The following is a 13,860-nucleotide window of genomic DNA, read 5'->3' as shown; positions in this document are numbered from 1 at the left end:
CCTCAACCCTATATAATAGAATAGTCACCCATCGTTTAAGAAAAAGAAGGTGTTATATGATTACGATCAAAGACATTGCGAAGCTAGCGGGCGTTAGCTATAGCACAGTGTCCAAAGCATTAAATCATGATCCACGAATCAAACCAGCTACACGTGAGAAAGTACTGGCTGTAGCTGAAAAACATCATTATCGTAAAAATATTATGGCACAACAGCTATCTTCAGGCAGAAGTAATATTATCGGATTTGTACTGGATGAACTGAACAATCCACTGTTTGCTAATATATCAGGTAATCTCCATGCCGAATTGAAAAAGTTAGGATATCAGATGATTCTGGTGGTTGCCGATGAAGGCATGGACGTTTTAGATCATTTACGAGTGGATGGATGTATTTTTTGGGATTATGAAATGACTGATCGAGCTGCATTCTGGCAACGATTTGCTAATATTCAGATTCCTTGTTTTGTACTAGGAACAGATGATTCACCCAATTCTCCATATATCAAAATTGATCGTAAAGAAGGCATTTACAAAGCAGTAGAGCATCTCAAAAACAATGGTCATACACAGATTGGATTTATCGGCAATTCTCAACCGATCAAGCTAGAGGGATATCGTGAAGCTCTACAGCGTACAGGATTGGAATGGAATGAAGATTATATTTTACCTGCATATTCTTCATGGGAAGATGGTTATTTTGCTATCCGCAATTATGAATGGACTGCACATGCACCGACTGCTTTTATCGGATTGAATAATATGGTGACACGTGGAGCTTTACGAGCTTTATTGGAAGCAGGGTACAAAGTGCCTTCCGATATTTCGTTAATCGGTTATGATGATCTGCCGGATATGCAATATGCAGAAGTGGCTTTGACTACGATTGGACCGCCATTAGATGAACTCGCTATTCAAGCTGCTGAATTGATTGTTGCTTTAATTCGGGGAGAACAGGTGCAATATCCTGTAGTAATTCAACCGCAATTATATCATCGTCAATCGGTTGCTTTATACCAAGCCACTTAAGTGAGGAGGGTACACTGTGCAGTATATTCCAGCTTCATTATTGGAAATAACAGTATCGTTAGATGGAAGTGGTGATTATACTAGCATCCAGAGTGCTATTGATGCGATACCACCTGATCGAGAATATCCGACGACTATTTATATTCAAGCAGGCATCTATAATGAGAAACTTCATATTGAAAAGCCTTATGTTCGATTAATTGGGAATTCTGATCAACCTACTGTTATTACGTATAATGATTATGCACGCAAAACTTTTCCTGATGGATCGTTGTATCACACCTTTTATTCGTATACCGTATTTGTAGGTAGTGATGATTTTAGTGTAGAACATGTAACTTTTATCAATACTGCTGGTGCAGGGGAGCAAGTAGGGCAAGCATTAGCGGTGTATGTGGATAGTGATCGAGCTGTTTTTCGTCATTGTCGATTTATTGGACAGCAAGATACGTTGTTCACCGGGCCATTACCGCCTCAACCGATAGATCGTGGTACCTTCGGAGGACCTCGTGAAGGAGCGCCTCGCCGTAAGCAACGTCAATATTATAAGCACTGTTATATAGAAGGAAATGTCGATTTTATTTTTGGATCAGCAACAGCTGTGTTTGAGCAGTGTGAGATTTTTGCTAGAAAGCGAGCGCTTCTGTCTCAAGTTTCTGTTAATCCAGAAGCTACAGAGCAGTCATCTATTCATGGATGGTTAACAGCGGCTTCTACGCCGGAAGATGTAAAGTATGGCTATGTATTTATCGATTGTCAGTTAACAAGCGATGCACCAGCACATAGTTTTTATTTGGGAAGACCTTGGCGCAATTATGCCAAAGTAGCATTTGTACGATGTGATATAGGTGAGCATATTCACCCTGAAGGTTGGCATAACTGGAATAAGACTGAGGCCGAATCCTCTGTCATCTATAAAGAATATGGTAATCAAGGTGCAGGAGCTTCTAGAGAGCAAAGAGTATCTTGGAGTTCGCTATTAGATCGAACCGAAGTAGAAGAATATACAGTAGCACGTATTTTAGCAGGAGAAGATAGCTGGCTACCCGAAGCAGGATCATGAGTTTGTGTAAACGGTAATCGTTTAAAAACATACGAAAAATTATTTTATAGATACGTAAAGTCTTGAACATCATTGTTCAGGGCTTTTTTTATATTTGATTTTAAGTCAAAAATCAGTGAAAACCCTTGTGTAACAGTCTTAACCATATTAAAGTAATATAAAAGTTTGAGAACGGATTTGGCGGAATAAGAGATTAGTTTGTTATAAAATGATTGTTTATTCCGCATATTACCTAAAAAAGGTTTGACAAAAGGCGACAAATTTCTTAGGATTAGTGAAAACATACGTTAAATTTGGATGGAATGGGGAATAAAAAAGAATGAAGAAGCGTTTAATGTTCGTAATTACTATGGTTATGGTGTTCGCATTATTAGCAGCATGTAGTTCTGGTGGGTCTAATTCCGAACAATCAGCGTCCAATGGTAGCAGTGCTGAAGGCACAGGTAAAAAGATGAAAATTGCTCTTGTTCTTCCTGAAGAAATAGGGGTTAATCAGTTTTTTGTTCAAATGGATGAAGGTTTCCAAAAAGCAGGAAAAGAATTTGGTGTAGAGACTAAAACCATCCAATCTTCTGACCCTACTGCTTTTGAACAAAATATGCGTGCAACTGTAGCAGAAGATTATGATTTGATTATTACAGCGACTTTCCAAGCAGAAGATGTGTTGAAACAAGTAGCTGAAGAAAATCCTGACAAATCATTTGCTATTATTGATACAAGTGTAGATCTTCCTAACGTACGTAGCGTAGGATTCCGTGAATATGAAGCTTCTTATCTATTAGGAGCAGCAGCAGGACTAGCAACAAAAACAAATGTAGTAGGTATGGTAGCAGCGCAAGATGTTCCATTGCTTAAAAAATATAGTGAAGGTTTCAAAGAAGGATTGGCTTCTGTAAATCCGAAAGCCAAATTCTTAATCGGTTATGTAGGTAGCTTTAACGATCCAGCCAAAGCCAAAGAATTAGCATTAGTACAATACGGTCAAGGTGCTGACTTTGTAGCTGGCGCATCAGCAACAAGCGATCTAGGTGTATTTGAAGCCGCAAAAGAGAAAAACTTATACACATCCGGTCAAGATACTGACCGTACGGTTGAAGATCCAGACCATGTGGTATTGTCTCAATTAAAAGGAACAGATGCAGTCGCTTACGAAACTGTAAAAGACTTTGTCGATGGTAACTTTAAATTTGGTTCTACTGCTTATGGATTGAAAGAAAAAGGTGTAGGTCTTACTTTTGTCACAACAGACAGTACATCGAAGCTGAGTCCTTTTATCGGTGAAGATGTGATCACTAAAGTTAAAAAAATCAGTGATGATATTATCGCAGGTAAGATCGTTGTTAAAGATCCGTTAGCACAAAAATAGTAGATATGATAAGCACGGCAAGTTGATCTAACCGGCTGCTATACCGAGCAGCCGGTTTTGTTGTTATCTGAGGTACTTTGTAATCTGGAATGGAGGTTTACACCGATGACGTTGTTATTAGAAATGAAAAATATAACTAAAAAATACGGCGATTTTACCGCTAATCACAATATCAATTTCGATGTCCGTAAAGGTGAAATTCATGCCCTCGTGGGTGAAAATGGTGCAGGTAAAACCACCTTAATGCGTATGTTATACGGTATGGAAGAACCGACTTCCGGTAGCATTATGATCAATGGTAAAGAAGTTCATTTTCATGATCCATCTGAAGCGATTCGGCAAGGGATTGGCATGGTACATCAGCATTTTATGTTATTTCCAAGTTTTACACTGGCTGAAAATATCGTGATCGGTGGAGAACCGAAGCGTAGTGGATTATTCGACCGCAAAGCGGCGGCAGATAAAGTGAATGAACTCGGACAAATGTATGGTATGCCTGTTGATCCGTGGCGCAAAGCAGGAGATTGTCCTCTTGGCGTGCAACAACGAACTGAAATTTTGAAAGTATTATATCAAGGCGCAGATGTGATTATTCTGGATGAACCTACAGGTGTGCTAACGCCTAGTGAAGTGAAAGAATTATTACAGTCGATTAAACGTCTGGCTGCGCAAGGGAAAAGCTTTATTCTAATTACTCACAAACTACATGAAGTCATGGAAGCAGCAGACCGAATCACAGTGCTACGTGATGGTGTAATCACCGGACATATGGAATCCAATACAACCGATGAAGAGAAGATTTCTCGTCTTATGGTTGGACGTGATCTGATTCCAATGAGCAGAGTAGCGAATGAACCGGGTGCATCGGTGATGCATGTGCAAAATGTAACACTTGCTGGAGCCAAAGGCGCTAAGCCCTTACTAGATAATGTCACGCTAACTGTACGTCAGGGTGAAATTGTAGGGATTGCAGGCATTTCAGGTAACGGACAATCTGAATTGTTGCAGGTTATATCGGGGCTTGTTCAGCCAGATAGCGGAATTGTAGAGCTTAATGGAAAAGATGTCACCGGAGATTCAGTGCGGGCGATCAGAGAGCAAGGCATGGCTCATATTCCAGAAGATCGCTATATGTGGGGAGCTTCGCGTGAAGCAACTGTACTGGATAATGGCTTAATGGGGCATCAACATCAGTACAAAAAAGGCGGTCTTATTCAAAGCCATAAACTTCGTAAAGTAGTTAGTGGATGGGTAGAACGTTTTGCAATCAAAACAGGATCACTGGACACTCAAGCTCAATTTCTATCCGGTGGTAATCTACAGAAGTTAATTGCCGCCCGCGAATTTGCTCAAAATAAGCCGTTTTTGATTGCAGCGGAACCTACTCGTGGGGTTGATGTAGGCGCAATGGAGACGATCCATGGTGAACTGCTTGCCAAGTGCAAAACAGGCGATGGTATTTTGTTAGTCTCTTCCGAGTTAACCGAGATTCTTAAATTATCTGATCGTGTGCTGGTGATGTATGAAGGTGCGATTGCAGGCGAATTATCTGCCGCAGAAGCCACCGAAGAGCAGATCAGTCTATTAATGGCAGGAGGGAAGCGCCAACTATGACCAGACTCAAACGAAATCTATTTGCGCTTCTACAACCGATTATCGCTGTGATTATCGGTTTGCTTGCAGGAGCGATAGCCATAGTCTTACTAGGCGATTCCGTAATTGATACGTATGCTGAAATGTGGAATGGTGCGTTCGGAAGTTTTTACTTTTTAACCAATACATTAACCCGGGCAACACCGATTATTTTAACAGGATTGGGTGTTGCGCTTGCTTTTCGAGCGGGATTTTTCAATATGGGTTCTACCGGACAGATGGTACTGGGTGGACTCGCCGCAGCGATTACCGCTCTATATCTACCCGGACCGGGTTGGATGGTATTGGTGGTATCTCTCGTTGTAGGGATGGCAATCGGTGGATTATGGTCACTATTTGCAGGTTATATGGATGCCAAATTCGGTATTAACTTGTTGATCTCTACCTTGTTATTGAACTATATCGCTTCATTATTTGCTGGCTATATGGTCGCTTTTCCTTTGAAAGATCAAAGTGGTTCAGCAGCAATGGCGCAGACACCTATGATCGACAAAAGTATCTGGTTACCCAAATTATTTTCCGGTATGAGTCTACATGCTGGCTTTATTCTAGCGATAGTAGCAGCAATAGCATTGTACATCTTTATACAAAAAAGTGTATCCGGTTATGAGATTCGGATGCTTGGAAACAATCCTTTTTTTGCGGCTTATGGTGGAGTGAAAAGAGGGCGGATGATGGTCGTAGCGATGTTAACCAGTGGAGCACTGGCTGGACTAGCAGGCGCAGGCGAAGTACTCGGTACCCAGCATCGCTATCTAGATGGTGCACTTGCTTCCGCAGATTATGGATGGAGCGGAATTATGGCGACACTGTTAGCTTCTTCTAATCCGTTAGGAACAGCGGTAGCAGGTATCTTACTGGCGGCATTACAGACAGGTGCGATGGGTGTAGAACGTAATACCAATGTACCTTTAGAAGTAGCTAGCGTTATTCAAGCGGTATTGACGCTATTTGTATCGGCTCGGTTTGGCTATGCGTTCCTCAAACGCAGAAAGGAGAAGAAATAATGGATCAGTTATTCGATGTGTCTCTATTTAATTCCATGTTGCGTATTGTGACGCCAATTCTTCTCGCTGCTCTGGGTGGAGCCATCTGTGCTCGGGTTGGACTGTTTAATGTAGGTTTGGAAGGTCTGGTACTGGTTGGAGCCTTTTCTGCAATACTGGGTAATCATTTGCTTGGCAATGTGTGGTTGGCTATTATTTTTGCGATTCTATGTGTCATGTTATTCTCGCTGATCTTTGCTTATATCAGTATTAATCTGAGGGCAAATGTAATTGTAGTCGGGATCTCAATGAACTTTTTAGCCGCAGGATTAACAACATTCTGTCTACGAGCGATCTTCGATGTGAAAGGCGCTTATTACGATAAAAATATGATGGGCTTGCCGAAATGGGATATTCCGGTGATCAAAGACATTCCGGTATTAGGTGGCATTGTATCCGGTCATTCACCGCTTGTATATTTAGCTTTTTTTGCCGCTATTCTTATGCAAATTTATCTATTCAAAACGGTTAGTGGATTCCGCTTACGTGCCGCAGGTGAAAATCCTGTTGCTGCTCAAAGTCTGGGTATTCCTGTGCGTCGTATTCAATACGGAGCAGTATTAATGTCAGGTGTATTATGCGGTCTAGCTGGAGCGCAATTATCACTTGGACAGGTAACTATGTTTACAGAAGGCATGACTGCAGGACGTGGATTTATCGCGTTGGTGGCGACGATGTTAGGTCAATCCAATCCAATTGGTGTAGTTGCATCAAGTCTACTGTTTGGCTTTATGGATGCATTTAGTATTCGTCTACAAGGTTTTGCTTTACCTGCTCAATTTACACAAATGTTACCGTATATTGTGACACTGGTCGCGATGTTCTTTTTCAAAGATCGTAGTTATCTCAAAGATGCTCAACGAGCCAACGGAAGCTCGCGTTAATTTGAATTGAAAAGGAGAGAATGGTTTGAAAAATAAAGCAGAACGGATCAAAAATGCTAAAGTTCCTTTTTCCAAAAATCTATTAGCAGAACAAGCCGATCGCTTGCCACCCGGACAGTTTTTAACAGAAACGTTTCCGATTCTTCATGAAGGTGACGTACCGAATGTGGATACAGACACATGGCAGTTGAAAATATTTGGCGAAGTGGAGCAAGAACAGATATTGTCTTATGCTGATTTGCAAGCTTTGCCCAAGTCACAGATGACGAGCGATATTCATTGTGTGACCCGTTGGTCGAAATTTGATACGCTGTGGGAAGGGGTACGTTTTCGTGATCTGTTAGACGTATTGCAAGTCAAGCCAGAAGCAAAATATGTCATGGTACATGGTGGTAACGATTACGAGACCAATGTTCCACTGGCTGACCTATTGTCTGAACATGTATTGCTAGCGTATCATTATGATCATAAGCCACTGACACCCAAGCATGGATATCCTGTACGTCTAGTGGTGCCGCATTTGTATTTTTGGAAAAGCGCCAAATGGATAACAGGACTTGAATTTATGAAAGAAGACCGCCCCGGATTCTGGGAGCAAAATGGTTTTCATAATGAAGCTGATCCGTTTGCCGAACAACGTTTCTCTGGTGAAGCTTTGCCGATACCGGAAGATGAATGGACAAAAAAGGAGTTTGATTAATTCAATGTTAATGCCTATTTTGCAAATCAATAGTGAAGATGTACCTGAATACGCCATTGTCTGTGGTGATCCTAAGCGTGCTGCTCATATCGCTTCATTGTTAGACAATACACGGGAATTAGCATTTAGTCGTGAATATCGTAGTTTTGTCGGTACACGTGATGGGATCGAACTTGCTGTTGTAAGTCATGGTGTAGGTTCTCCTGGAGCAGCGGTTTGTTTTGAAGAATTGATTCGTGCGGGTGTCAAAACCATTATTCGTGTAGGGACAGCAGGTTCATATTCTGCGGATCATCCAGCAGGTAGCTTGATTGTCAGTACAGCGGCAGTCCGTACAGACGGCTTAACTCGTCAGCTCGTTCCTGAAGCGTTCCCGGCTGTAGCAGATAGCGAGGTTACCGAAGCGCTATATCAAGCGGCACGTCAAAGTGAGGGCATTGTACAAAAGGGAATTACAGTTACACTGGATGTCTTTTTCAACGGAGTCGAAGAATTTCCACATAAAAAGTATAAACAAGCAGGTGCTTTAGCTGTTGAAATGGAAATTTCAGCACTATACATTATCGCCTCACTACGTGGTATTCGTGCAGGAGCAATTGTAGCTCTAGATGGTTATGCCGATGCCGATCTAGCTGAAGAATATGATCCTAATACAGATACAGTTGCAAATGCTGTTCAACGTGAAATTGAAGCGGCGATTCAAGCAACCGTACAATTAGCAAAACGTGCATAAATAATGAATGATTATTCGTAGAATATGTCAATATAGTATGAAGAAAACCTGTACCTCGTATAACGAGTACAGGTTTTTTTGGTATTATTTAGGGTTAAATTGTCAATCATTGTACATACGCTAACAATTAGATTGACAAAACATTTAACCATCCCTATTCTTATTAAATGAATATGATAATCATTATCATGTTTGATAGATAAGAGAGAAAAGGGGTTTTATTATTGAAGTCATTTTATTCTAAAAAATCAGTTACACCGATCATGATCGTATTGGTTGCTATTCTTCTGGTCGTAGCTGGATGCAGTAGCAATCAGAACAGTACAACTGCAACGGATAATAAAGCGGTTCCCAAATCAATCACCATGTCATGGCCTCGTGATATCGGAACAATGAATCCGCATACATATAATCCTTCTCAATTATTCGCCCAATCCATGATGTATGAGCCGTTGGTCAGCTATCAATCAAACGGGAAGCTAACACCTGCATTAGCGAAGTCGTGGGATATTTCCAAAGACGGTAAAGTCTATACATTTCATTTGCGTCCAAATGTGAAGTTCTCAGACGGGACTCCATTTAATGCTGACATCGTAAAGAAAAACTTTGATGCAGTCTTAAAGCATAAAGATACACATAGCTGGTTAGGAATTGTAGGTGTGATTGACCAGACAGAAGTGGTGGATGACCATACGTTCCGCTTAACGTTAACTGAACCTTATTATCCTGTACTGCAAGATTTATCGGTTGTACGTCCATTCCGTTTCTTAGGCGCAGCTGGATTCCCTGATAACGGTGATACTGCTGAAGGCATCAAAGAACCTGTTGGAACAGGACCTTGGTTACTTTCAGAATATAAACAAGATGAATATGCAGTGTTTAAGCAAAATCCAAATTATTGGGGAACACTTCCTGACGTCCAACAAGTCACGATCAAAATCATTCCTGATGCAGAGACACGGGTCGCTGCTTTTGAAAAAGGTGATCTTGATCTGATCTATGGTGAAGGTGTAATCAGTCTGGATGCATTCAATCAACTTCGTGAAAATCAAGAGTATACCACTCAGTTATCTGAGCCTGTAGGTACACGTAGTCTATTGTTAAATTCATCTAATCCCAAATTAGCAGATATCAGAGTACGTACAGCGCTTAATCAAGGATTTAATAAAAAAGATATGGTCGAAGGCATCACTTCTGGTCTAGAAGAACCTGCGGATTCGATATTGTCCAAAAACTATCCGTATACCAATATTGATCTCAAACCGGTTACGTATAATGTAGCGTCATCTCAAGCTTTACTGGATGAAGCTGGTTGGAAATTGCCAGCAGGTGGAACCGTACGTGAGAAAAATGGGGAACCCCTAGAATTTGAATTGATTTATGACAAAACAGACCCTATTCAAAAAGCGATGGCAGAAACGATTCAAGCGGAATGGGGAGCATTAGGCGCTAAAGTCAATCTTTCCGGTCTAGAACTGACGGTACAGATCAAGCGCTTAAAAGCGAACGATTTTGATTTGTATTTCTGGTATAACTATGGTGCACCTTATGATCCTCATTCATTTATTAATGTAGTAGCAAGTCCCGGGTTTGGTATTTCGGAGACGCTTAGTGCTGTACCGAATAAAAAAGAATTGGATCAGCAGATTCGTGCCACATTATCTTCAACAGATGAGACCAAGCGTCAAGAATTGTATCGTTCGATTTTGACAACATTACAAGAACAATCAGCGATCGTACCTATTTCGTATATTAAGAAAACAGCAGTTTATCATAAAAATATTGCCCAATTCGTATTCCCGGCTAACCGTGATGAGAATCCATTCTCCGGGATTACATTGAATGCCCAATGATTGGTTATATCGGTAGACGAATCGTCGCCATTGTACCGATCGTTTTTATCGCTACACTGATTACATTTGCTTTAATTCATATTTCGCCTATTGATCCAGCCGAAGCTTATTTGACAGCCGCTCATATCTATCCGACAGATGAATTGTTGCAGCAGAAAAGGCATGAATTTGGACTGGATCGTCCGTTACTTGTGCAATATGTCCATACCTTAGGGAATATCGCTACCCTTGATTTTGGCAAATCATATCTAACCAATCAGCCTGTCTGGAATGAAGTGGTCTCCAAGCTTCCTGCTACTACTGAATTAGCCTTTTGGAGTATGTTATTTTCAGCATTAGTCAGTATTCCACTAGGAGTATTAGCCGCTGTCTACAAAAACAGTTGGATCGATATGTTAAGTCGTATTATTGCTTATCTCGGTGCTTCGATTCCGCAATTCTGGCTGGGTTATCTATTGATCTTCTTCTTCGCGGTAAAGTTAGACTGGTTACCTGTAGAGGGACGTGGGGATTGGAGAAATCTAGTATTGCCAACAATGACATTATCTATGGTGCTAATCGCAGTATACACAAGGCTGTTACGTGCGAGTATGCTCGATCAGCTTCAAGAAACATATGTACAATACGCACGGATGAGAGGATTGCGAGAACGAGTCATTATGTTAAAACATGTTCTCAAAATGGCAATCATGCCTCTGATTAGCGGAATGGGCATCAATTTAGGCAAGTTGTTAACTGGAACCATTATTGTAGAGCAGGTATTTTCATGGCCTGGATTCGGTCGTTACTTTGTAGAAGCGATCTTTAATCGGGATATTCCGGTTATTCAATGTTATATCTTTTTTGCCGCTTGTTTGTTTATTCTATGCAATTTGTTGGTTGATCTAGTGCAATTGTATATGGACCCGCGAATTTCATTGAAAGGACGGGCGAAACGTTGATCAAAAGATGGAAAGCTATATTTTTAGGGCAAAAAGCGATTATGATCTGCTCTATACTGATTATTATTTTTTTTGGAGCTGCATTGTTAGCTCCATGGATTGCTCCTCATGATCCGATAAAAGTAAATTTATTGCAAAAGCTCAAAGACCCTTCAGCAGAACATCTGCTAGGTACCGATCATTTAGGACGAGATACCTTATCCAGACTGTTGTACGGTGCACGTATCTCTCTTGGATTTGCAACGGTGATCTTCATATCTTCTTTAGGCATTGGCCTTATTATAGGCGCATTGGCTGGTTATATGGGTGGTTGGATCGACAGTATATTGATGCGTCTGTGTGAAGGAATTATGGCTTTTCCCAATCTGGTACTTGTGCTCGGAGTGGTGGGAATCTTCGGCCCCGGACTGATGCAAGTATTGCTGGCACTGATGTTAGTACAATGGGTATATTATGCGAGAGTTTGCCGAAATATGGTCGTTAGTTTGAAGCAACAAAACTTTATAACCGCGGCACGTATTAGTGGATCTTCTTCATGGAAAATCATTTACAAACACATTATTCCTAATATACAGCGACCTATTATCGTAATCGGTACATTGGAAATGGGCTGGGCGATTATGGATATCTCTGCTCTTTCTTTTCTAGGGCTGGGTATACAACCTCCTCATGCAGAATGGGGCGCTATGATTCATGAAGGAACCAGCTATATTCGTAGTCATCCTGAATTAATGATCTATCCCGGTATGTTTATTCTTGTAGTCGTGGTGACTTTTAATATTCTCGGTGAAGCTTTGTCAGAAAAATACGGGGTCAAAAGACGTTAATCGTGCATAGTGGTATACAGAAGGAGGCACATATGACAGCTGGGACAGATCATGTATTAGAAGTGGAACATTTACAAGTACAACTGAAATCAAATGCAGGTCTTATCCCCTTACTGGAGCCGCTTCGCTTTAAACTTCAAAAAGGACGTATTCTTGGGATTGTTGGTGAAAGTGGTAGTGGTAAATCGTTAACTTGTCATGCTATTTTACGCTTACTTCAACCACGACAGATGGAATGGTCAGGTACGGTTCGGCTCAATGGACGTGATCTGGGAACTTTGTCAGATAAAGAAATGCGAACGATACGTGGCAAAGAAATAGGATCTATTATGCAAAATCCTATGAATGCTTTTACCCCTGTCTATACGATTGGATCGCAATTTGTAGAAACATTACGTACTCACACTCGCATATCCAAGCAACAGGCGATACAGCAAGCTATCGAAGCGTTAGCCAGTATGAATCTTCCTGATCCGCATAAGTTGTTGAAAAAGTATCCATTTCAAATAAGTGGAGGAATGTTGCAACGAGTGATGATCGCTATCTCAATGTGTCTCAAACCGCCATTGCTTATTGCAGATGAACCGACTACAGCGCTTGATGTTGTGAATCAGTTGCAAGTTCTGCGTGAACTGGATCGACTTCGTTATGAATGTGGAACTTCAATAGTACTGGTATCTCATGATCTTGGTGTTATTTCTCAATTGGCTGATGAAGTGGTTGTGATGTACAAAGGACAGATTGTAGAGCAAGGAGAAGTGGCTCAGATCTTTGACCAACCTCAACATGAGTACACACAGATGTTGCTTCGGTCACGTCCAACAGCGATTATAGATCGTTTGTCTTCTTCAACACCTATTGAATTGTAGACGATAAAGGAGAGGATGACTTGTTAGAAGTAGCCAATATCAGCCATCAGTATGCGAATCGTAGTCATTGGTTGCGCCGAATACCACCTACTCCCGTATTAAATAACATCTCTTTTACTTTAGAAAAAGGCTGTTGTCTGGGTCTGCTTGGGATGAGTGGAGCAGGGAAAAGTACACTGGGCAACATTATACTGGGTCTGGAAAAGCCGACACAAGGACAGATTTTATTTGAAGGTCAGGATCTATATCGTGTGAATACACCCACACGTCACCGCATACGACGGGACTTACAGGTTGTTTTTCAAGACTGTTATTCTGCGGTGAACCCATTGATGACAGCGGCACAGATTATCGGTGAACCGCTAGATAATTACGAGAAGCTGACATCTGTGCAACATAAGCAACGAGTGAAGCAACTGTTGGAACAGGTTGGACTTCGCGCTGAAGATGGCAACAAGCGTCCTCATCAGTTTAGTGGAGGGCAGTTGCAAAGAATCAATATTGCTCGAGCCATTGCACTGAATCCCAAGTTAATCGTATTAGACGAGTCGGTTAGCAGTCTAGATATGGTCAATCAGATGCAGATTTTATCTTTATTAGCTGAATTGAAAAAAACACATCAATTATCGTACTTATTTGTGACTCATGATATTCGAGCAGCCATGACAATCTGTGATCGTGTGATGGTAATCGATCAAGGTGAACTGGTCTATCAAGATGATATGCACCAATCCATGATGCAATCGAATCATCCGGCTGTGCAAAAGTTAATCGCTGCGATTTTGCCTGAACATCCGTCAGAGCGTATTGTATTTGACCATCAAGTGTAAGAAAGATCAATCAGCAATAAAGAGTACAGAATGAATATAAATAGAAGAGGTCACTTTTTCGCTATGA

The 13,860-nt window shown here is 41.1% G+C and carries 13 protein-coding genes; all 13 read left to right on the top strand.

Features of this window, described 5'->3' with window-relative positions; translation table 11 throughout:
* Positions 1-56 precede the first annotated feature (56 nt).
* Positions 57-1,028: a LacI family DNA-binding transcriptional regulator gene (locus tag PTI45_RS06050; protein ID WP_069326656.1), complete on the top strand. Its 972-nt coding sequence runs from the start codon at positions 57-59 to the stop codon at positions 1,026-1,028.
* 16 nt (positions 1,029-1,044) lie between these two features.
* Positions 1,045-2,091, top strand: a complete 1,047-nt coding sequence (locus PTI45_RS06045; RefSeq protein ID WP_217492690.1) for a pectinesterase family protein — start codon at positions 1,045-1,047, stop codon at positions 2,089-2,091.
* 319 nt (positions 2,092-2,410) lie between these two features.
* Positions 2,411-3,457, top strand: coding sequence for a BMP family lipoprotein (locus tag PTI45_RS06040; protein WP_069326655.1), 1,047 nt, complete (start codon positions 2,411-2,413; stop codon positions 3,455-3,457).
* A gap of 105 nt (positions 3,458-3,562) precedes the next feature.
* A complete protein-coding gene (locus tag PTI45_RS06035) occupies positions 3,563-5,071 on the top strand; it encodes an ABC transporter ATP-binding protein (protein ID WP_069326654.1) in 1,509 nt (502 codons plus the stop codon).
* Positions 5,068-6,117, top strand: coding sequence for an ABC transporter permease (locus PTI45_RS06030; RefSeq protein ID WP_069326653.1), 1,050 nt, complete (start codon positions 5,068-5,070; stop codon positions 6,115-6,117). The genes PTI45_RS06035 and PTI45_RS06030 overlap by 4 nt, the downstream gene beginning before the upstream one ends.
* Positions 6,117-7,040 carry an ABC transporter permease gene (locus tag PTI45_RS06025; protein ID WP_069326652.1) on the top strand — a complete coding sequence of 308 codons (924 nt, stop codon included), beginning with the start codon at positions 6,117-6,119 and terminating at the stop codon, positions 7,038-7,040. Before PTI45_RS06030 ends, PTI45_RS06025 begins: the two co-directional genes overlap by 1 nt.
* 25 nt (positions 7,041-7,065) lie before the next feature.
* The gene (locus PTI45_RS06020) at positions 7,066-7,740 is read left to right on the top strand and encodes a sulfite oxidase-like oxidoreductase (RefSeq protein ID WP_069326651.1); all 675 of its coding nucleotides are present in this window, start codon (positions 7,066-7,068) and stop codon (positions 7,738-7,740) included.
* Between the two features lie 4 nt (positions 7,741-7,744).
* Entirely contained in the window at positions 7,745-8,473 is a 729-nt protein-coding gene (locus PTI45_RS06015) for a nucleoside phosphorylase (protein ID WP_069326650.1), read from the top strand.
* A 263-nt stretch (positions 8,474-8,736) separates the two neighbouring features.
* A complete protein-coding gene (gene nikA, locus PTI45_RS06010) occupies positions 8,737-10,326 on the top strand; it encodes a nickel ABC transporter substrate-binding protein (protein WP_069326852.1) in 1,590 nt (529 codons plus the stop codon).
* A complete protein-coding gene (gene nikB / locus PTI45_RS06005) occupies positions 10,323-11,267 on the top strand; it encodes a nickel ABC transporter permease subunit NikB (protein ID WP_069326649.1) in 945 nt (314 codons plus the stop codon). The genes nikA and nikB overlap by 4 nt, the downstream gene beginning before the upstream one ends.
* Positions 11,264-12,094, top strand: a complete 831-nt coding sequence (gene nikC, locus PTI45_RS06000; protein WP_069326648.1) for a nickel ABC transporter permease subunit NikC — start codon at positions 11,264-11,266, stop codon at positions 12,092-12,094. The genes nikB and nikC overlap by 4 nt, the downstream gene beginning before the upstream one ends.
* 32 nt (positions 12,095-12,126) lie before the next feature.
* On the top strand, positions 12,127-12,963 hold the full coding sequence (locus PTI45_RS05995) for an ABC transporter ATP-binding protein (protein ID WP_069326647.1): 837 nt from the start codon (positions 12,127-12,129) through the stop codon (positions 12,961-12,963).
* Positions 12,964-12,983: 20 nt separating this feature from the next.
* Positions 12,984-13,793 carry a nickel import ATP-binding protein NikE gene (gene nikE, locus PTI45_RS05990; protein ID WP_069326646.1) on the top strand — a complete coding sequence of 270 codons (810 nt, stop codon included), beginning with the start codon at positions 12,984-12,986 and terminating at the stop codon, positions 13,791-13,793.
* Positions 13,794-13,860 lie beyond the last annotated feature (67 nt).

Source organism: Paenibacillus nuruki (assembly GCF_001721045.1).
GTDB lineage: Bacteria > Bacillota > Bacilli > Paenibacillales > Paenibacillaceae > Saccharibacillus > Saccharibacillus nuruki.
Note: the sequence above shows the minus strand (reverse complement) of the source record. Positions and strands in the feature narration are given on the sequence as shown.

Excerpts from the sequence above, each read along its gene's own strand:
- PTI45_RS06050 (WP_069326656.1), top strand. The coding sequence starts at position 57 with ATGATTACGATCAAAGACATTGCGAAGCTAGCGGGCGTTAGCTATAGC.
- PTI45_RS06040 (WP_069326655.1), top strand. The coding sequence starts at position 2,411 with ATGAAGAAGCGTTTAATGTTCGTAATTACTATGGTTATGGTGTTCGCA.
- PTI45_RS06035 (WP_069326654.1), top strand. The coding sequence starts at position 3,563 with ATGACGTTGTTATTAGAAATGAAAAATATAACTAAAAAATACGGCGAT.
- PTI45_RS06030 (WP_069326653.1), top strand. The coding sequence starts at position 5,068 with ATGACCAGACTCAAACGAAATCTATTTGCGCTTCTACAACCGATTATC.
- PTI45_RS06025 (WP_069326652.1), top strand. The coding sequence starts at position 6,117 with ATGGATCAGTTATTCGATGTGTCTCTATTTAATTCCATGTTGCGTATT.
- PTI45_RS06015 (WP_069326650.1), top strand. The coding sequence starts at position 7,745 with ATGTTAATGCCTATTTTGCAAATCAATAGTGAAGATGTACCTGAATAC.
- nikA (WP_069326852.1), top strand. The coding sequence starts at position 8,737 with ATGATCGTATTGGTTGCTATTCTTCTGGTCGTAGCTGGATGCAGTAGC.
- nikB (WP_069326649.1), top strand. The coding sequence starts at position 10,323 with ATGATTGGTTATATCGGTAGACGAATCGTCGCCATTGTACCGATCGTT.
- PTI45_RS05995 (WP_069326647.1), top strand. The coding sequence starts at position 12,127 with ATGACAGCTGGGACAGATCATGTATTAGAAGTGGAACATTTACAAGTA.